The organism is Sporosarcina ureae (assembly GCF_002101375.1).
In the GTDB taxonomy this organism is placed as follows: Bacteria; Bacillota; Bacilli; order Bacillales_A; family Planococcaceae; genus Sporosarcina; species Sporosarcina ureae_B.
This window is the reverse complement of record NZ_CP015207.1, coordinates 2,016,164-2,036,517: the sequence shown is the minus strand read 5'-3', so window position 1 is coordinate 2,036,517 and position 20,354 is coordinate 2,016,164. Positions and strand designations below refer to the sequence as shown.

The 20,354-nt window shown below is 39.8% G+C and carries 14 protein-coding genes and 1 other annotated feature; of the genes, 5 read left to right on the top strand and 9 right to left on the bottom strand.

Going from position 1 to position 20,354, the window contains the following annotated elements; all coding sequences use genetic code 11:
• Window positions 1-48: 48 nt before the first annotated feature.
• The 6 genes from SporoP8_RS10060 to SporoP8_RS10035 form a co-directional block, all read right to left on the bottom strand.
• The gene (locus tag SporoP8_RS10060) at window positions 49-1,671 is read right to left on the bottom strand and encodes a BCCT family transporter (protein WP_085132366.1); all 1,623 of its coding nucleotides are present in this window, start codon (window positions 1,669-1,671) and stop codon (window positions 49-51) included.
• A gap of 110 nt (window positions 1,672-1,781) precedes the next feature.
• Entirely contained in the window at window positions 1,782-2,864 is a 1,083-nt protein-coding gene (locus tag SporoP8_RS10055; protein ID WP_085133607.1) for a tartrate dehydrogenase, read from the bottom strand.
• A 17-nt stretch (window positions 2,865-2,881) separates the two neighbouring features.
• Window positions 2,882-4,327, bottom strand: a complete 1,446-nt coding sequence (locus SporoP8_RS10050; RefSeq protein ID WP_085132365.1) for an aldehyde dehydrogenase family protein — start codon at window positions 4,325-4,327, stop codon at window positions 2,882-2,884.
• On the bottom strand, window positions 4,320-5,414 hold the full coding sequence (locus SporoP8_RS10045) for an aromatic ring-hydroxylating oxygenase subunit alpha (protein ID WP_085132364.1): 1,095 nt from the start codon (window positions 5,412-5,414) through the stop codon (window positions 4,320-4,322). The genes SporoP8_RS10050 and SporoP8_RS10045 overlap by 8 nt, the downstream gene beginning before the upstream one ends.
• Window positions 5,415-5,461: 47 nt before the next feature.
• A complete protein-coding gene (locus SporoP8_RS10040; protein WP_085132363.1) occupies window positions 5,462-5,710 on the bottom strand; it encodes a ferredoxin in 249 nt (82 codons plus the stop codon).
• A 25-nt stretch (window positions 5,711-5,735) separates the two neighbouring features.
• Window positions 5,736-6,770, bottom strand: coding sequence for an NAD(P)/FAD-dependent oxidoreductase (locus tag SporoP8_RS10035; RefSeq protein ID WP_085132362.1), 1,035 nt, complete (start codon window positions 6,768-6,770; stop codon window positions 5,736-5,738).
• A 249-nt stretch (window positions 6,771-7,019) separates the two neighbouring features.
• On the opposite strand from SporoP8_RS10035, the gene SporoP8_RS10030 reads away from it, so the two are divergent.
• A complete protein-coding gene (locus tag SporoP8_RS10030) occupies window positions 7,020-8,384 on the top strand; it encodes a sigma-54 interaction domain-containing protein (protein ID WP_085132361.1) in 1,365 nt (454 codons plus the stop codon).
• A 393-nt stretch (window positions 8,385-8,777) separates the two neighbouring features.
• Here SporoP8_RS10030 and SporoP8_RS10025 read toward each other — a convergent pair whose 3' ends face one another.
• Window positions 8,778-10,364, bottom strand: a complete 1,587-nt coding sequence (locus SporoP8_RS10025) for a 2-isopropylmalate synthase (protein WP_085132360.1) — start codon at window positions 10,362-10,364, stop codon at window positions 8,778-8,780.
• A gap of 60 nt (window positions 10,365-10,424) precedes the next feature.
• Window positions 10,425-10,663, bottom strand: a binding site (T-box leader).
• 292 nt (window positions 10,664-10,955) lie between these two features.
• On the opposite strand from SporoP8_RS10025, the gene SporoP8_RS10020 reads away from it, so the two are divergent.
• The gene (locus SporoP8_RS10020; RefSeq protein ID WP_085132359.1) at window positions 10,956-12,326 is read left to right on the top strand and encodes an alanine/glycine:cation symporter family protein; all 1,371 of its coding nucleotides are present in this window, start codon (window positions 10,956-10,958) and stop codon (window positions 12,324-12,326) included.
• 57 nt (window positions 12,327-12,383) lie between these two features.
• Here SporoP8_RS10020 and SporoP8_RS10015 read toward each other — a convergent pair whose 3' ends face one another.
• Window positions 12,384-13,271, bottom strand: a complete 888-nt coding sequence (locus SporoP8_RS10015; RefSeq protein WP_085132358.1) for a stalk domain-containing protein — start codon at window positions 13,269-13,271, stop codon at window positions 12,384-12,386.
• A 572-nt stretch (window positions 13,272-13,843) separates the two neighbouring features.
• Between SporoP8_RS10015 and SporoP8_RS10010 the strand changes: the two genes are divergently transcribed.
• Both SporoP8_RS10010 and SporoP8_RS10005 read left to right on the top strand, forming a co-directional pair.
• A complete protein-coding gene (locus SporoP8_RS10010; RefSeq protein ID WP_085132357.1) occupies window positions 13,844-14,824 on the top strand; it encodes an NAD(P)H-quinone oxidoreductase in 981 nt (326 codons plus the stop codon).
• 489 nt (window positions 14,825-15,313) lie between these two features.
• Complete coding sequence (locus tag SporoP8_RS10005) at window positions 15,314-17,452, top strand: type IA DNA topoisomerase (protein WP_085132356.1); 2,139 nt, start codon at window positions 15,314-15,316, stop codon at window positions 17,450-17,452.
• A 104-nt stretch (window positions 17,453-17,556) separates the two neighbouring features.
• Here SporoP8_RS10005 and cls read toward each other — a convergent pair whose 3' ends face one another.
• Window positions 17,557-19,011 carry a cardiolipin synthase gene (gene cls, locus SporoP8_RS10000; RefSeq protein WP_085133606.1) on the bottom strand — a complete coding sequence of 485 codons (1,455 nt, stop codon included), beginning with the start codon at window positions 19,009-19,011 and terminating at the stop codon, window positions 17,557-17,559.
• A 215-nt stretch (window positions 19,012-19,226) separates the two neighbouring features.
• Between cls and SporoP8_RS09995 the strand changes: the two genes are divergently transcribed.
• Window positions 19,227-20,351, top strand: a complete 1,125-nt coding sequence (locus SporoP8_RS09995; protein ID WP_158232353.1) for a response regulator — start codon at window positions 19,227-19,229, stop codon at window positions 20,349-20,351.
• Window positions 20,352-20,354 lie beyond the last annotated feature (3 nt).

Below are 20,354 nucleotides of genomic sequence, written 5' to 3'. Positions count from 1 at the left end.
CTGTGAATGGGAGCTGCCTTTTCATTCTCAAAACTGAAAATCGCAAATCTAAATCAAGTTTTCTTTTTCAATGACTTTGGCTGTCTTTTTATTCTTCGTACCTCTTTCAATAGTGATTTCAACAGTTTGTTCTTCTGGTTCTTCATATGGCGCTCCCTCATAAATATGGATGCCATCTCTTTCACCTTGGCGCACCCACTTCATGAATGACGCAACCATTAATAGTATGATAAAGACCAGAGGTAATGCCGTAATGATGGATAGAGTCTGTAGAGCCTCTAAGCCGTCGCCATACATTAAAACAATTGAGATGCTTGTTAAGATGATTCCCCAGAATACACGGTACCATCTTGCTGGCTCTTGACCTTCCTGTAAGTTTATAGACGCCACGTCTGACAATGTATAGGCAGCCGAGTTGACAGTAGTCGCAAGGAAGATAGCTGCAATCAGCAAGTATAGTACCATGACAATCCCACCAAGTGGTAATGCATTTAAAGAAGCTAAGATGGCAGCAGGAGCCCCATCTTTCTGAAGGATATCCAGTACAGGAACGATGTTATTCATTTGAAAATACATACTCGTGTTTCCGAAGATCGCGAAGGCAATCCAACAGCCAAATGTTCCACCTAGTAACTGTCCTAGAATTAGTCCCTTAATCGAACGACCTTTCGAAATACGAGCGGCAAACATGCCGGTGAAAGGTGCGTAAGAGAACCACCATCCCCAGTAAAAGAGTGTCCAAGTCTCACTGAAACCTGATTTCCCAACAGGGTCTGTATACAAACTCATTCTAAAGAAGTTTTGGAACAGTACACCGACACTGTCTGTAAAGCTTGAGATAATAAAGAGTGTAGGTCCAAAAATAAAGATAAAAACTGCAATAGCGATATAGAGATACAGATTCCAGTCGCTTAATAACTTCAATCCTTTTTTCAACCCGAAATAAAGGCAGATACAGAAGAATACCATTAATGTTACAACAATCGACAAATTCAATGTAAGCGTTTTCTCGACGCCGAAAAGAGCATGCACTCCTTCAGCTAACAATGGTGTTCCCAGAGCTAAAGATGTCCCAATGCCACCGATCAGACCGAACATGAAGCATACGTCAATCACTTTGCCAAGTAAGCCATCTGCTTTATCCCCTATGATGCCTCGGCAAGCCGTACTCAGTCGATAAGACTTTTGACCTTTGACGTATACTGCATATGCGATAGGAATGGAAGGTACACAATAAATAGCCCAAGCTGAAAAGCCCCAATGAAACATTCCATATGTAGAAGCAAAACTTGCGGCCTCAACGGACTCAGCTGTAATGCCATATGGAGGACTGGTATAATAAAAGCCCCATTCGATAATCCCCCAATACATAATACCTGACCCAATGCCCGCAGTAAAAATTAATGCTAACCAGCTAAAAGTTGAAAACTCCGGCTTCGTGTTCCCCAATCGAATCTTACCAAATTTACTGAAAGCAAGCCAAATCAAAAAGCCGAATAACCCCAAACAAACCCATAAATAAAGAGGACCGAAGTTTGCGGTGATCGAATTTAGAACTGAGTTTAAAAAAGAGGTTCCTTTAACAGGATTGATTAAAATAGGTACAGTCAGTATTGCAACTATTGACAAGGCAATGGCCAATATCTGTTTATCAATTGTCTCGAATCTCATATATACACTCCTTGTAACCCTCTGTGATTCAATCTAATTTCATTAATGGATCTCTTGAGTCGTACATTGTAATAAAACTATCGGTGTTGAAAAACACCGATAGGTTATAGTTAAACACGCGCCGTAATTGATTGCTCCAATAAAGTAATCAAACGATCGCCTACCTCCGAAGTGGAAGAACTTCCTTGCATATCAGGCGTTAAAACTTTATCTTCAACCAATAGTTGTTCTATGGCTTCTATTATCTTTTTTCCATACTGATCGTAACCGAAATGATCCAACATTTGACTTGCTGACCAGATAGTAGCTAGAGGATTCCCAACGCCTCTTCCTGCAATATCAGGAGCTGAGCCATGTACCGGTTCAAACATAGAAGGGAATGTGCCTTCAGGATTAATGTTCGCACCTGCTGCTAAACCAATGCCGCCTGCAATTGCTGCTCCAACATCCGTTAAAATATCGCCAAACAAATTCGAAGTGACAACTACTTCAAAACGTTTGGGATCAGTGATCATGAGCATCGCAGCAGCATCCACTAAATAAGAAGCGGTTTTGACTTCCGGGTATTCTGCACTCACTTCTTCAAATACTTGATCCCAGAAAACCATTGAATAGTTTAAAGCGTTTGCTTTACTGATACTTGTTAAGCTGCGTCCTTGTTTTTTTGCCGTCTCGAAAGCATAGCGAATGATTCGCTCTGTACCTTTTCGAGAGAATACACCACTTTGCAGAACCACTTCATGCTCTTGACCTTTAAATAGCCAATCACCAGCACCCGAATATTCACCTTCTGTATTTTCACGAATAAACAACATGTCGATATCTTTGCGCTCAATATTTTGTAGTGGACAATGAGCACCGTCCAATAACTTCACAGGACGTATATTAACATATTGATCGAAGCTCTTGCGGATAATCAATAAGAGATCCCATAAGGAAATATGATCAGGAACTCCAGGGAAACCAACCGCTCCTAAATAGATAGCATCAAATTCCTTCAGCTGCTCAATTCCATCTTCCGCCATCATCCGGCCTTGTTGCGTGTAATATTCACATCCCCATGGGAAATACGTGAAATCAAATGTGAAGCCGCCATCTAGTTCAGCAGTTTTCTTTAAAACCTTAATCCCCTCGTCAATAACTTCAGGGCCAATACCATCTCCTGCAATAACTGCAATTTTATACGTTTTCATTTTCAAATCCACCACTTTCATCCTTGATTCCAGACGACGAGTTTCATTTCCGTCATTTCTTCAATGGCATACTTCAGGCCTTCGCGTCCTGTTCCGCTCTCTTTCACACCGCCGTAAGGCATTTGGTCCACTCGATAGGTAGGCACATCATTGATAATCACGCCACCCACTTCCAAGTTTTTCGAAACATATAGAGCATGTTGTACATTATTTGTATAGATTCCCGCTTGTAAACCGAAACGAGAGTCATTGACTAACTCAACAGCTGTTTGCACGGAATCTACTTTATTCACCACGACAATTGGTGCAAACACTTCCTGGCAAGAAACTTTTAGTGCATGATCTGCATGTGCAATGATTGTAGGCTCCAAGACACCGTTTTGTGCATTGCCACCTGCAAGAATTTCTGCATCACTTTTCTTTGTTTCTTCAATCCAGCTAAGTGTGCGTTCCAATTCTTTCTTTGAAATCAACGATGAAATATACGTATCTTCTGCAAGCGGATCGCCTAACTTCAACTGTTTAGCAGCAGCAGCAAATTTAGTCGTGAATTCTTCGTAAAGATCTTCGTGAACGTAGATTCGTTGTGTTGAAATACATACTTGACCTTGATTCGAGAAAGCTCCCATAATACAGCGATCGATAATAGAGTCAATATCTATGTCTTTATCTATGATCAACGCAGAGTTAGATCCTAATTCCAATGTCGTCTTCTTCAGTCCAGCTTTATTGCTGATTCCGATTCCGACACTTGGACTTCCAGTAAACGTGACCATTTTAACACGCTCATCCATGACAAGAACGTCACCGATCACACCACCTGGTCCCGTGATGACATTTAGCACACCCGCCGGAAGACCAGCATCTTTAAATACTTCTGCGATGAATAAGGCAGATAAAGGTGTTTGAGATGCCGGTTTTAAGACGATTGGGTTCCCAGCAGCGATTGCGGGCCCAACTTTATGCGCCACTAAATTCATCGGGAAGTTAAATGGTGTAATGGCAGCGATTACACCGATCGGTTCACGTAATGTATACCCAATGCGTCCTACACCGCCTGAAGCAGCATCAAATGGAATCGTTTCTCCATGGATACGTTTTGCTTCTTCTGCAGCAAATTTATATGTCTCAATTGTTCTTAACACTTCAGCTCTTGCAAACATGATGGGCTTCGCAGATTCACTTGAAATGACTTTCGCAGCCTCTTCCGTTCTCTCAGCTAGTATACTTGCAACGTTTTCTAATATTTCGGCACGTTGAAACGCTGGCATGTTACCGATAATTTTTCTAGCATTATACGCAGCTTCAATTGCTTGTTCTGTCAGTGCTTGATCCGCCATAGCAATATCAGCAATTTTTTCATTAGAGTATGGGGAATATAGTGGGGCATAATTTGGTGCTTCTACATATTCCCCGTTGATCATTAATTGTTTATTAGTTGTTCTATCAAGTAATTTATTCATTGAGCGCCTCCAGAACCATTTCATGGAATTGTACGATTGCTTGTTCAGATTGTGAGTAGCGGCCTTTCTTGAATGCACGTGATTTGAAGCCGAGTTGCTCTAATTCAACCAATTCGATATCTTCAAAGCGAACTTGCTCCGCGAACGTCATTAAGTCTTTCTCTTCCTGAGTCAATTTCTCCAAGCTGTCTTCGCTAAAGTAATACGTATAAACGATTTCAGTATTTTCTTCATCGATCGGGACTAACTGAATAGTAGCCATATTTGCAGGTCCCGGATAAATTGTCAGCATCAAGTTTGGCCATAACCAGAAGAATGACCCACCTTGCATTTCCGCTTCATCTAGATTTACTTCTCCGTATTGCTTATCAGGCTTCACCATAGAACCTTGGATTGAATAGTTCTCACACGTAATGATTTGATAATCATCCATGTCTAAAGTGTCAATAAAACTTGGATGCGCTACGTGACAATGATCACATTCAAGATAGTTTTCAATAAACGCTTTCCAGTTTGCTTTAATATGACGGGACTTCTTGTGAGTAAACTGTAAATTCTTCAAGAATTCAAACTTTCCTAGACGATCGAAGAAATCGCCATATGATTCAGCCAATGGTTTTGCGTTGTCATCCAAATTAACAAAAATCAAAGACTCAATTACTTCCATTCTGACGGAACGCAAGCACGCGTCTTGAACGCAAGCAGCATCTTCTTCACTACGGAAGTTCGGTGCTTTGTTTAAAGCCCCATCTGTTTTAAATGTCCAGCCATGATACGAGCATTGTAGAATTTTCTTTTTGCCCGAATCACTTTTCTCCAGTTTCGTTGCTCTGTGAGGACAAACATTATAGAACGCGCGTAGGACTTCATCTGTTCCGCGAATAATGATAAGTGGGTCATCACCAATCTCAGCAGTAAAAAATGCACCTTTTTTCTCAACTTGGCTAACATGGCCGACTAATTGCCAACTCTTTGCAAAAATCATTTCTTTTTCTTTTTTCAGCACCTCTGGATCCGTAAATAGATTGTAAGGCATCGTTCTCTCGAAAGTTCTTTCTGTTGCGTTCTGTACTTTATTATAAGCCATTTTTCATTCTCCTTCAGAGTTATATTTTACAATTCATTTTTATTTCATTAACTAGCTTTAATCTTCTGACAGGAAAACGGTGTATCTGCCATTTTGATAGAGTTGGTCGGACAACCTTCAAACGCGTCTTCCAAATCCTCAATCAAATCTTCTGGAACTTCCGTAACCCCTTCATTGTCATCCAATAATGCAAAAGCAAATCCATCAGCAGTGTAGTCAAATAGTTCAGGAGCAACAGGATTACATGCTCCACAAGCGATACATGTACTTCGCTCCACCATTGTAAATTGCGCCATTTCCTAGCCTCCTATCTAAAATTAATCAGTTGACTCCAACTTTCACTTTCTTTGGTACTTCCTCCGCTTCCCCCATAACGCTAGTACTGTGTAGAGGTTGCATTTTTGCAGTCGGATCTATATATACTTTTGCGCTACTCACCGCAACAGGCGCTTCTCCAAAACCTGATGCAATTAGCTTAACTTTTCCTTCATATGTGCAAATATCGCCCACTGCGTAAAGGCCTTCAATATTCGTTTCCATTTTTGAATTTACCACTATAGAGTTTTTATCTATTTCAAGATTCCAGTCTTTGATAGGGCCCAATGATGAAACAAAACCATAATTGATCAATACGTCATCGACTTCGAGCTCTACTAACTCATCTGTTTTCGAATGCTTGATGATAACCTTTTCAACTTTCTCGTCTCCCACCAATTCAACTGGAACAAATGGTGTCAAACAATTCACGCTGGATTGTTTCAACAATTCTACGCTATGTTCATGTGCTCGAAACTTATCTCTCCGATGAATAATGGAAGCCCTTTCAGCAATCGGCTCAAGCATCAATGCCCAATCTACTGCTGAATCTCCTCCACCAAACAAAGCCACTTTCTTGCCTTGGAACTGATTCATATTCTGAACGAAGTAATGAATATTTTGATTTTTGAACTTCTCTTCACTCTCGATTTCCATTTTCCTTGCTTGAAAAGCTCCGTTACCAGCAGTGATAATAATTGTTCGAGAATAATGTACCCCACTATTTGTAGTCAATTTGAAAACACCGTCATGTTCTTTTAAGACTTCCGTTACCGTCTCACCTAAGCAGATAGTAGTCTCAAATTGATTCATTTGTTCAACCAGATTGTCTACTAGCTCCTGAGCTCTAACTTTAGGAAAGCCCGCAATATCATAAATATATTTTTCGGGATATAATGCAGAAAGTTGACCGCCTAGTTGTGGTAAACTTTCAATAACTTTTACAGACATTTGTCGAAGTCCTGCATAAAACGCAGTGAATAAGCCGACTGGTCCTCCCCCAATAATTGTTATATCGCTAACTTCGGCTGCTCTGTTCATATTGTGCCTCCTTGTTGTCATTTTTATATATGGTTACCGGGCAATCAGGGAATTCCCTCATCCTTGCCGCGTTACTAAATACTATTGCAAGTATCGTGCCAACTTTTGAGATTGGCATGGGAATAAGATTGTTATCGTCTTTTTTACAAAACGCTGGTACAATTGAGTCACAATTGAATCAATTGTAAACCGAAAGTATATAAATATTCTCAAAATTGACTCACAAAAATAACAGGAAGGTGAAATAGTATGTCCCATGAGAACGAACAAGTGAAAATGGATCTTTCCTTGGAATCATTGCTTAACATATTGGATTATTCATCGGATGAAATTTATGTGTTGGATAAAGAAATTAAAATTGTCTATGTAAATCGAAATTGCGAAAAGCATTATGGCATGGTAAAAACTGACGTGCTCGGCAAGTATAATGACGACTTTCTAAACGATGGTTATTGGACCCCTTCTGTAGTGCCACTCGTTCTGGAAAAGAAAACTCCCGTTTCAGTACGCCAACAAACCCATATAGGTGCCGAGTTGCTGACTAGGGCTTTCCCTATATTGAACTCGCACAATGAAATTGAATATATTGTGTGCACAGCAACAGAAATACAGGACTTCAAACGGCTTGTAAAAGAGGAAGAATTGGACTTTACAAACTCACTGGATGATGTTTTTGCAAGTACAATTATTACGAACAACGCGAAAATGCGAAAAATACTACGTTTCTGTGAAAAGGTGGCGCCTACAGATTCTACTATCTTAGTACATGGTCAGTCGGGAACCGGAAAAGGAGTCATCGCTTATCAATTACATAAAATGAGTAAGAGAAAGGATGGTCCTTTCCTTAATGTGAATTGTGCAGCCATTCCAGGGGATTTGCTTGAATCGGAGTTATTCGGTTATACGGCAGGTTCATTTACCGGAGCCAAAAAAGACGGTAAAATTGGTCTATTTGAGGCAGCCGATAGCGGCACCATTTTTTTGGATGAAATAGGTGAGTTGGCTTTGCCTCTACAGGCGAAAGTTCTTCAAGTTATCCAAGATAAGAAATTTATTCCGATTGGTAGCAACGAAAGCAAGACAGTGGATATCCGCATTATTGCTGCAACAAATCAAGACTTACCGAAGATGGTAGAAAATAAAACTTTCCGTGAAGATTTGTTTTATCGACTCAACGTTATTGACATACACATGCCACCATTGAATGAACGCAAAGAAGACATCATCCCTTTAACTTATAGTTTTCTGAATAATTTTAATAATAAATATCACTCTACTAAAATAATTTCTGAAGATTGTTTGAATGTGCTCTATCATTATTCGTGGCCAGGCAATGTGCGACAATTAGAAAACTTAATAGAGCGATTGGTAATTACAAGTGATGCAGTTATCACTACAGAAGATTTACCGGAAGTACTATTGGAAAAAGTAAAAGAAATTCCTGAACTCGCCTATTCCAATTCACTAGAAAAGGCATTAGATAATGTAACAGCTACCATGGTCAGGAGATCCTATCAGAAGTTTGGTTCAACGAGGGGTGTGGCATCCGACCTCCAGATCAGCCAGTCAAAAGCATCTCGACTGATCCGAGATTATTGTCGCGACGAGGAATAACAGAACTATTATCATGGACTTGGCAATAATAAAAAGGCTTCACTCGGCATGAGTAACTTCTTGCCGAGCGTAGCCTTTTATTATTGTTTGTATAGTATTTTCTCTGGAGATTCTATTTTATGGAATGACCAATCAAACAACCATATCTGTTTCGCATATCGTGCAATCCATCGCTTGTCTCCACGCTTAATATTGACGTTTATCAGCACTTACTGTTACCTATAATGCAAGAAAAAACTTCCTTCTCGAACGACAAAATTATATTCACATGTCGCCTTATTTAGAAAGCTTAGCCTGTGGCACTTACTCGATTTCAAAATATAAATTGTGTATTTCACAGATCATCTAAGTGAATATAAAAATCGAAATATTTCGTCCCAATTAATTTGATAATTAAATATTCACAGCAAGCTTGTGCTCAGATGATTCCTTTATTTTCGCTACGATTACGCTATTGACCGCATTGATGTACGCTAGTGCACTTGCTTTTAAAATATCTGTGTCTGCTGCCTTCGCGACATAATTTTCTCCTTCATGTGCAATCGTAATTTTCACTTTTCCTAATGCATCTTTACCCCGTGAAACGCTGCTTATATCATAGCCAATCAATTTAACTTGTATCATTGTGATTTCTGCAATTGCTGAATACAGTGCATCGATTGGACCTGTGCCAACAGCACTCGACTTGAAAACTTCTCCTCCTTTGCAAATCTTGACGCTGGCTGAAGGGAAACTAGAGTTACTGACCACTTGTAGATCTTCAAATTCAAAGAAATGGTCACTGTAATTCGTTACATTCTCATTGTCATACTTTTCATGATAATTCTCAACAATTACATATAAATCATGATCATATACTTCCTTTTTCCTATCTGCCAACGTTAAGAATCCTTCAAAAATGCCTTCGAATTCCTCTGGCTTCATCTGAGTGAACCCTAGCTTTTCAAGGGCGTTTTTCACAGCATGTCGCCCTGACCGTGCCGTCAAAATCAATTCCATATCATCTAATCCGACGTCTTCCGGATGAACAATTTCATATGCATCGCGGGATTTCAATAAACCGTCTTGATGTATACCTGACGAATGTGCAAAGGCGTTATCACCCGTAATCGCCTTGTTCACTTGCACATCCAATCCCATGAAGCTAGATACAAGGCGAGAAGTATTCATAATTTCTTTTGTGTTGATTTGTGTGCTCACATTATAAATTGAGCTTCTTGTTTTCAAAGCCATGACTACTTCTTCAAGTGCTGCATTTCCTGCTCGTTCTCCGATTCCATTAATTGTACACTCTACTTTATCCGCACCATTCTTGACTGCTGCTAGTGTATTTGCAGTCGCCATTCCAAGGTCATTATGACAGTGAACACTTAATAAGACATCCGGATTCAAGTTTTTCATGCGGTCATTTAATTTATAGATCATCGCACCGAATTCTTCAGGCTCTGCAAAGCCCACTGTGTCAGGCACATTGATCATAGTTGCACCCGCCCTCATAACGGACTCAATTGTATGCCATAAATACTCGAATTCCGAACGTGAAGCATCTTCCGTTGAATATTGTACTTGGGGCATTAATGTTTTTGCATATTTCACTGCGTCTACGCCTATTTGAAGGATCTGGTCCTTTGATTTATTGAACTTTTTTTCCACGTGAATATCCGAAGTGCCTAACACCATATGAATCATCGGATTTTCTGCATACTTTACTGCATGATAAACCGAATCAATATCTGCTTGAACTGCGCGTGCCAATGCTGTGACTATGATGTCATTCGTGTTGCCTACTCTCTGCGCAACAGCCTTCACCGCTTCAAAATCACCTTGGGATGAAGCAGGAAAACCAGCTTCGATAATATCGACGCCAAGCTTCTTTAATTGTTGTGCAATCTCTACTTTTTCATAAAGGTTCAGTTTAGCGCCTGGTACCTGTTCTCCATCACGTAATGTTGTATCAAAAACCCAAATTTTTCTGCTCATCTCTTTGCACTCCTTTTTTTAAAAAAATAAATACAAAAAAACCTCGTCTCTATATTGAAATATAGAGACGAGGTTATACTCGCGGTACCACTCTAATTGATTCGCCATACTTGGCAAATCCCCTTATCGACAGCTATTACTGTCTATCCCGTTAACGGAGGAAACCGACGTCCCTTACTGTAGAACTTTCAGGGAGTGACTCATGGATGAGTTCAAAATGTGCGTCTGCTGTTTTCCACCAACCATCAGCTCTCTATATAGACATAAACATTTTTACTAGTTCCATTCTTCGTCTGCAATGTAATATTGAACGTAATATTACATGGTCTTTAGCTGTTTGTCAATTGATTTCAAATAATTCTATATATTTTATACAGTAATTTGTGGAAAGAAGGCTTGTCCTTACTCTTCCAAATATAATTTCGTTGTGTATCTATCAGCAATGACTCAAGCACTAAAAATAAGTACATTTCTAATTTCATTTGACATTTCTTCCATACATTCACTAGTATAGTAGACAACTACTTCGTAAACCGAAACGAAATAACTAGTTGTTTGAGTAGTATCAAACCACAAAAGGAGTCGTTGCCAATGAATCCGTTTACGAAATGGGTAGAAATCGTCTCGGACTTTTTATGGGGATTCCCCATCATCATTTTACTTCTAGGAGGCGGATTGTTTCTCACCATTCGTCTAAAATTCTTCCAGTTCCGATATATGCCTCACATTTTTCGTCAAACCTTTGGAAAGGTTATGTCTAAAGGTTCTGGGGACGGCACGCTAACTCCTTTTCAAGCAACCACCTCTGCGCTTGCCTCCACAATGGGAGCAGCGAATATCGTGGGAGTGCCTGTAGCCATCGCCCTAGGTGGGCCTGGTGCGATTTTCTGGATGTGGATTGTCGCACTGATTGGAATCGGTACGAAATATTCCGAAGTCGTACTCGGTATCCAATATCGTGAAAAGAATGCTGCCGGTGATTACGTCGGTGGTCCGATGTATTACATAAAAAAAGGACTTGGCTGGAAAAAGGTTGCGTATATCTTTGCATTTGCCCTCATGTTAGAAGTTATGGCGAGTACTATGGTGCAATCTAACTCCATCGCAACGACCCTTAAAGGTTCATTCGGTTTACCTCCAATCGTAACAGGTATGTTCGTCGCCTTACTGGTTGCACTCATTTCATTCGGAGGAATTAAAGCGATTGGACGTGTAACGGAACGTCTAATTCCATCCATGGTCGTGGTCTACATTTTAACAGCACTCATTATTATCGGAGCTCATATCAATGCAGTACCTACAGCATTTGGCTTGATTTTCACACATGCATTCCAACCGATATCAGCGGCAGGCGGTTTCGCAGGGGCCGGTGTAGCCGCAGCAATTCGATGGGGACTCGCCCGCGGATTATATTCCAATGAAGCCGGTATCGGTACAGCACCAATAGCCCATGCAGCGGCAGTGAATAGTCATCCCGCTAAACAAGGTTTCTGGGGCGTCTTTGAAGTCGTCGTGGATACATTGATCGTTTGTACTATGACTGCACTCGTCATACTGACTACAGATGTTTGGAAAGTCATTGACGCAGACAACGCGGCGAACATGGTGACAGAAGCGTATAGTACAGTATTCGGTGCTTCCCTCGGTGGAATTATCATATCCATTATATTATTCTTGTTCGTGATTACAACGATTGTAGTCATTATATATTACGGAGAAAAGCAGGCAGAGTTCTTATTTGGACCCAACTTCTCTGTCGTAATACGCGTGGCATATATCACGGCGATCATCATCGGAGCACTTGGTGGATTGCAATTCGTCTGGCATTTTCTTGATCTATTACTCGCAATCGTATTAATTCCTAACGTGATTGCGGTACTATTCTTAAGTGGACAAGTACGGGACATTACGAACGATTACTTTACAAACCTCTATCCAATAGAAAAGAAAAAGAAGTCTTGATGTAAATATCAAAAAAGGCAAGAGTCCACGGACCCCTGCCTTTTTTATATGGTTTAATTACTCCATCAATTCATCAATAAGCTCTACTGGTACATAGGTCTTCTTCGGTTCAAGTAGCTCCGGTGCCACTTCAAACTTCAACAATGATTTATTGTAGCCATATTCCTTCTGACCACGTGTAATTGTGTAAGATGGAGCACCTTTGGATATGATCGCACCATTACCAGTCGAATCCACTACATATCCAAGTTTCTCAGCAAGCAAACGAAGCGGCACCATCTTCACACCATCAACCATATAATGATCGTCTTCTATGATTTGTTCTACAGTAGCATCTTCATCTACTGTATTTCCGTCAAGTACAACTACTTTCTCTGGCGTTGTCTGAGCTGGAATACTTCGCGTTGTTTCTTTGTAGAATACCAGCAAGTCTTTACCTTTCAAGTCATCAGCTTTTACTTTATTACCCGAAATGCTGGAAATGTCTGTACTGTCACCTATATTCAACTGTAGCTTCAAGTACGAATCCACCATTTCGTCATCAAATATTCCAACTACTGCAGTGTTCTCTTTATCTTTTTCTACAATAACTACATCTGGAGTGTATTGCGGTGGGTAAATCATAATCATGGGTTTATCTGCATGGGTATAGGCAGATACTTTGTCACCTTTCTTCAATTCGACCTTCTTTCCCGTATTATCAAAAATTAGCGTTTCTTTGTTAATAGCCAATGCAGAAGACTCTTCTTTTCCTTTAATCGTGTACAGTGTGAACTCCTCGTTCTTTTCTATGCCTTCGATTGTTCCTTCTACTTTAACAAAAGCTTTTTCATCAGATGTCACTTCGGCCTTCACTTCCTCTTTTGCGCTAACTGCTTCAGGTACCGCCGCGCCGCCAATAAGCAATGCCGACATCGCAAATGGTACAAATTTATTCAACTTCATAAAAAATCCGCTCCTTATTATAGTTTCTATACAGTAGTTCGAATAAGACGGGAAAAGGTTACAGGTAATTAATTTTTTAGATCCTCTATTACTCTTCTACCTGTTTTGTTTGTCATGAAAACTCTTTTTTCTACTACACGGCTAATAGCACTCCATTCCCAAATGTGAGATTGTATAACTGTGGCCAGACATTATTCAATCTTGAATTAATTCTTACTGGACAAGGAAACGGACTATTTACTTGCTTGGCTTTTAACAAAATAGGTCGATCATATAAAAAGGTTTTAGATGATCAGTGCTTCACATAAAATTTCGAGGTCTTCAGGTTTGACACTTGATATGAAGGGTTATCATAGTAACATTAGTCTCCTGCTAACATTTCTAGATTTAACTGAAGCTGAAAACTGTTAGAAAAGGATGTATAATTGGTTAGCCATCCTAGCATGATAAGCCTCGATAATTGTAAATCGATTAAAAGGTTGGGATAGTTAAAATAAAGTCGCGCGCTAAAATGTTGCGAAGCTTTTTCTCTTAGATTTTTTCTAAGGGTATTTTTAAAAGGAGGAATATTTATGAAAGCTATAATTGTAAAGAAACCAGGTGGTCCAGAACAACTGGAGCTTGTTGAAGTTGCTAGTCCTCAACCAAAAGAGAAGGAATTGCTTATACGTGTTCATGCGACAGCGGTAAACCGTACAGATATTATAACCCGTGAAGGGAAAGTAGGGTATGCTGAAAACCCTATTTTGGGCGTAGAAATTGCCGGAACAGTGGTTGAAGTAAATGGTGATAATTCCTTTTCGGTTGGAGATAGAGTGATGGGACTTGTTAATGGTGGTGGTTATGCAGAGTTTGCTGTTATGCCAGCAGATCGAGCGATGAAAATTCCCGATTCCTTATCGTTTGAAGAAGCTGCAGCGATTCCTGAAGTGTTCTTAACTGCTTATCAAACATTATTTTGGCTAGGCAAACTTCAAAATCAGGAAACCGTATTAATTCATGCAGGTGCAAGCGGAGTTGGAACGGCAGCAATTCAATTAGCAAAAAAACTTTGTAATGCTAAGGTTATTGTTACTGCTGGTTCTAAAAGCAAACTCGATTTTTGCCGAGAACTTGGAGCTGACGTCCTTATAAATTACAAGGAGCAGTCATTTGATGAAGAGGTTCTAAAAGCAACAAACGGTAAAGGCGTAGATTTGATTTTAGACTTTATTGGTGCTGATTACTGGGAGAAAAATTTAGCCAGTATTAAGAATGAAGGTCGATGGGTTCTTATCGGAATACTAGGTGGAAGTGAGATCGAAAAGGTAAACTTATTTAATTTGATGTCAAAATGCATTCAACTAACAGGGACATTACTAACCCCAAGAAGTGACGAATACAAAGCTCTTTTGACCAAAGAATTTGCCGAAAACGTAATCCCTTATTTTGAACAAAAAAATATAGTACCCGTTACTGATACTACATTCCCTTTAGAAAAGGTTGGAAAAGCTCATCTCCATATGGAAGAGAACCGCAATATCGGTAAGATTATACTTGAGATAGAGGGGTAACTTTGTAGGTATCCTATATCTTGAAAATGAATGAAGGTAAATTAACAATTGGTTCAAGTCAGTCGAAAAAATATTTTCTCAAGTACCACATATTTAGTCAATGAAGATTTACAAAAATGATCTATCCTTTTTATAAAAGGGTAATCCCATTCAGTACTATAAGAGCGTGTTTTAATTAGTCTTTTTTAAAACACGCTTTTTTCTTTTGCCCTTTTATCACAACTACTAGCAGTCATTTGATCAAACAGTCTTCCAAATCTACCTATTGAAAACCTCCAATGCCGTAAAAAAATAACAACAAATAATTGGCTTTTCAAGTGTTCTTTATCTTTAATACAGAAGACATCTTCAACTCAATGATTCAGCTAGATATCCTTTCTATTTTCTTCATTCTCTAGTCACCCCAAAACATGAATTCGTAAACTTCCTCCATTTATGCGATAATATTGGAACTAGCGTTTCTATTATCGAAGCCAAAGAGGTGTTTTTATGAGACCAGTTATATTAGCGGAAAAACCATCCCAGGCCAAAGCTTACGCAGACGCATTTACTACACGTAAACACGACGGCTATACAGAAATTCAACCGTGCGATATATTCCCCCAAGGCGCCTTCATTACATGGGGTGTTGGGCATCTCGTGGAATTAAAAGAGCCGCATACGTACAATCCTGCTTGGAAACGCTGGAACCTCGGCAGTTTACCTATCTTACCCGAGCGTTATGAGTTTCAAGTAGCGCCAGGAAAGTATAAGCAATTCCAAGTAGTCAAGAAGCTTATTCGCGCGACCGATCATGTCATCAACGCGTGTGACGTGGATCGCGAAGGTTCAAATATATTTTATTCCATCTATTATATGACGGGAGCTCGCAACCAGAAGATTGAGCGACTATGGATTAACTCGCTGGAATCGGATGAAGTACGAAAAGGCTTCGAGAATCTACGGGATAATCGACAAGATCTACAACTCTATGAAGAAGCAAAGGCACGACAAATCAGCGACTGGCTCGTAGGGATGAATGGTTCTAGGCTCTATACACTGTTGTTGAAAGCCAAAGGCGTTCAGGAAGTATTTCCTATCGGTCGTGTGCAATCCCCTACCGTTTATTTGATTTATCAACGTCAGCGCGAAATCGAGACGTTCGTATCGGAACCTTTTTTCGAAGCGGAAGCCATTTTTACTGCGGCGCACGGTACGTATAAAGGAAAAGCAAAGCTTAAGGAACCTAAGCGTGAATTAATTGCGGAAGCACTCAACAGCCGCAATATTACAAAACGGACGCCCGGGGTCATTAGTGAGCTGACCCATACAGACAAACGGACACCACCGCCACAGTTGCATTCACTTTCAACATTGCAAGCAACTGCCAACCGACGATGGAAAGCAAGTCCTGCGACTGTATTGAAAACCATGCAGACTCTATACGAAAAGAAGCTTGTATCGTATCCACGGACGGATACACGTCACATCACACCAAGTGAATTCAACTACTTGCTAGCGGCTGTGGAAGACTATCAAAAACTCATTGAGCAACCTTTTGAGGTCGTTTCCCGCACACCGAAAAAACGATATGTTGACAGCTCGAAAGTACAGGAACACTATGCTATCATCCCGACAAAAAAGCTACCGACCCCTGCAGCACTGACAAAGTTGTCACCACTTGAGCGCAATCTTTATGAAGAAGTCATTCGAACGACACTAGCTATGTTCCATCGGGATTACTTATATACAGAAACGAAAGTAACGACCGACGTCAACGGTTTGCCATTCTTCACAACGGGCAAAACCGAACGCGATAAAGGTTGGAAAGAACTTTTTGCTGCGCCAAAGAAGGCAAAGGATACCGAAGAACCCGCCTTACCGCCACTTGAGAGAGAGGAAACCGTGCAAAGCGAAATTGGTATCAAAGAAGGTGCGACACAGCCTCCAAAACCTTATACAGAAGGCCAGTTGATCGCCATGATGAAAACATGCGGGAAGCTGGTAGAAGATCAAAGCGAAACGGATATTTTGAAAGAAATTGAAGGGCTTGGAACAGAAGCGACAAGAAGCGGAATTATTGAAACCATTAAAAAGCATGGATATATTTCCGTGACGAAAAATATTGTATCGATCACCGACAAAGGACGCGTACTCTGTCAGACCATTGAAGGTAGCTTGCTTGCCAGCCCTTCCATGACAGCGAAATGGGAAACGTACTTAAAGAAAATCGGCAATGGTGAAGGAACAGGTCAACACTTTCTGGGGAGTGTATCGAAATTCATCCAAAAACTGATTGAAGACGTACCTGTCCAGATTGAAAAACAGACGATTGATATCGTGCTGCCGCCACGTCCCTCTTCTGGCAAAAGCTCGTATACACGAACTGAAGTCGCGCCCTGTCCAAAATGTGGCAAAGGCAACATCATTGAACATCCTAAATTCTACGGTTGTAGTAACTATAAAAATGGCTGCAAGCAAACCTTCCCAGGGCTCTTCTTGAAAAAGAAACTAACTGTGCCTCAAGTGAAATTATTATGTACTAAAGGGCAAACAAACGTCATCAAAGGCTTCACTTCGGCCGATGGGAAAAAGTTCGATGCTTCGTTGGAGCTAAAAGACGGAAAACTGAACTTGGTCTTTATGTAACGTAAATACTAATAAAAAGAAGCAGCACAAGGCTGCTTCTTTTTTGCATACTATTATGATTACGCGTACCCATTACTAAACAATATAATATACGTTTTACACCATTAGAGTATGGGTGACAACAACCGTGAAATCGATTGCTTAAACTTAATTAGTAAGGACCGCTCCTCATAACGTTCCTTCGTCAACTCAGAACTCAGTTCCGCGTCTTGACGGAACAGTCCCGTCAACTGCGCCGCTACTTTGTCATCATAGACAATCGCGGTCACTTCAAAATTCAATCGGAAGCTACGTGAATCGATATTCATAGTACCTACTACCGCTACTTCTTCATCCACCACAATAGTCTTCGCATGCAAGAAACCATTCTCATACAGTAATACCTTCGCGCCATAATCAAGCAAATCCCCGACATACGACCAAGTAGCCCAGTAGACAAACGGATGATCGGGCTTACACGGAATCATAATCTGTACATCGATGCCTGACAGCAACGCAATTTTGCAGGCATCCATAAAGCTTGTATCCGGAATAAAGTACGGTGTCTGAATGTAGACACTTTTTTTAGCAGATAATAGTAACTTGATATACATATTCTTCAAATGTTCCGTCTCGGAATTCGGACCGCTTGAAACAATTTGTACTGGACTCGTGCCTATATTTTTTTCAGTTTGAAATAAGTAATCTCCCCAATCACCGGGTTCCTTTTTACTCGCCTGATGCCAATCTAAAATGAATTTCGCTTGAATATGATTGACAGCGCCACCTCTAATCCTAAAGTGCGTATCGCGCCAATAGCCAAACTTTTCATCAAGTCCAAGGTACTCATCTCCAACATTGAAACCGCCAATATACGCGATTTCCCCATCAATAATACAAAGTTTTCGGTGATTCCTATTATTGACTCGAAAATTTACTAGACGAAACAACGATGGAAAGAATACTTCCACTCTTCCACCTGCTGCACGTAATTCATTATAAAATTTGGGAGGTGTTTTCTTTGAGCCTACTTCATCATACAAGAGTCTGACTTTAACTCCCTCTGTCGCCTTTTGAATCAAAAGATCACGTAACTTAGTCCCAAGGGAATCAGACTGAATAATATAATACTGGATATTGATCTCTTTTGTAGCAGAGCTAATATCCTCAAACAAGGCAGCAAATTTTTTATGTCCGTCATCAAATATTTCAATATGATTATCTTTGGAAAGCAGTGAATGAGCTGATTTTAGATTCATATGAATTAATTCGGCATGTTCTTTTAATAACGTATTATCTTCTAGTCTGGCCAAGTTTTCTGGCAATAATTGTTTATCAACTTCCGTTTTTTCAGCCTTTCTTTCTGCAACAGAAAGATTATAGAAATTCTTCTGTTTTAAACTACGTCCGAAGAACAGATAAATAAAGAAACCGAGGATAGGAATGAACACTAGAAGCATAATCCACGCCCATGTATTTCCTACATCTCTTCTTTCGATAAACAAAACCCATGCCAATAGCAGGATATTGAGAATTGTAGCGATAGATAAGAGTAACGTTAAGACATTGCCCAATTCCATGCCAATCACCATCCCTTCAATTTCTATCATTTTTCCCGCTCCATTTCATTAGAATGTTGTCTTTAATATAGCATACAGCACATATTCTTGCCGTGATTTCTGTGGATTTTATTATTTACACTAGCAACAGGAAATGCTTTACCATTTGTAAGACAAACTCATAGTAAATGTCATATACTAGTAATAGTATTTTGAAAATGAAGGAGATGATCTGTGTGATTCGTGCCATTTTAGTAGATGATGAGCCGTTAGCTTTACAATTGCTCACGCATAAGTTGGCAACATTCAAAGAGGTGCAAGTCCTCAAGACATTTACCAATTCATTGCATTTGCTCGAAGATATAAAAGATCTTTCTTTTAACGTGGCTTTTTTGGATATTTCCATGCCTGGAATCGATGGAATAGATCTGGCTGAACATCTTTTAAGTATAGATCCAACGATTAAAATAGTATTTGTTTCAGCTTATCGTGATTACGCAATACAGGCATTCGAGTTAAATTCCATTGACTTCATACTAAAACCTCTTACAAATGAGCGTCTTGAAAAAACTATTACACGATTAACACAAGCACTCTCTTCTGCCTCCATTTTACAACCTGAATCTGGAAAACAATTAGAAATACAATGTTTCCAAGAATTCATTGTGCAATATAAGCAAGAGTTTGTTAAATGGAAAACGATAAAAATTAAAGAACTATTTGCCTATTTCCTTACGCATCATAAAGAATTAATCCATCGTGATGTACTAATTGAAACGCTTTGGCCCGATACTGAATATTCGAAAGCTAAGATACAACTACATACCACTCTCTCCCATTTACGAAAAACACTAGAGAGTTTAGGGTTTTCCAAAGTGATTGTTTTTACCAATCAAAGCTATCGCCTAGAATTAGTGAATTTCCACTGCGATGCACTGGAAATGAATCAACTCGTTCAGCAACATATCAACGCGACAGATGCTACTATTGAGAAGTTTGAAAAAAGTATTCAAAAGTATAAAGGTGATTACCTGGAATTAGAAGGTTATGATTGGTCTTACACACATGCCGAACATATGAAACAGCAGGCGATAAAATTACTTCACCGAATGATTAGTTATTACACAATTCATCAGGATACTCCCCAACTCCAAACTTCACTGGAACGTTTAGTTCTTTTGGATCCATATTCAGAACAAGCTCTACAGCAACTTTTAATACACTATCTGCAACAAGGTAAAAGAACTGAGGCTATCAAGGCATATCATAACTTCAAAGAGAAGTTGATTGAAGAATTAGGAATATCCCCTAGTGAATCTACCAATGAATTATTTAATCAAATATTATGTGCTAATATATGAGTA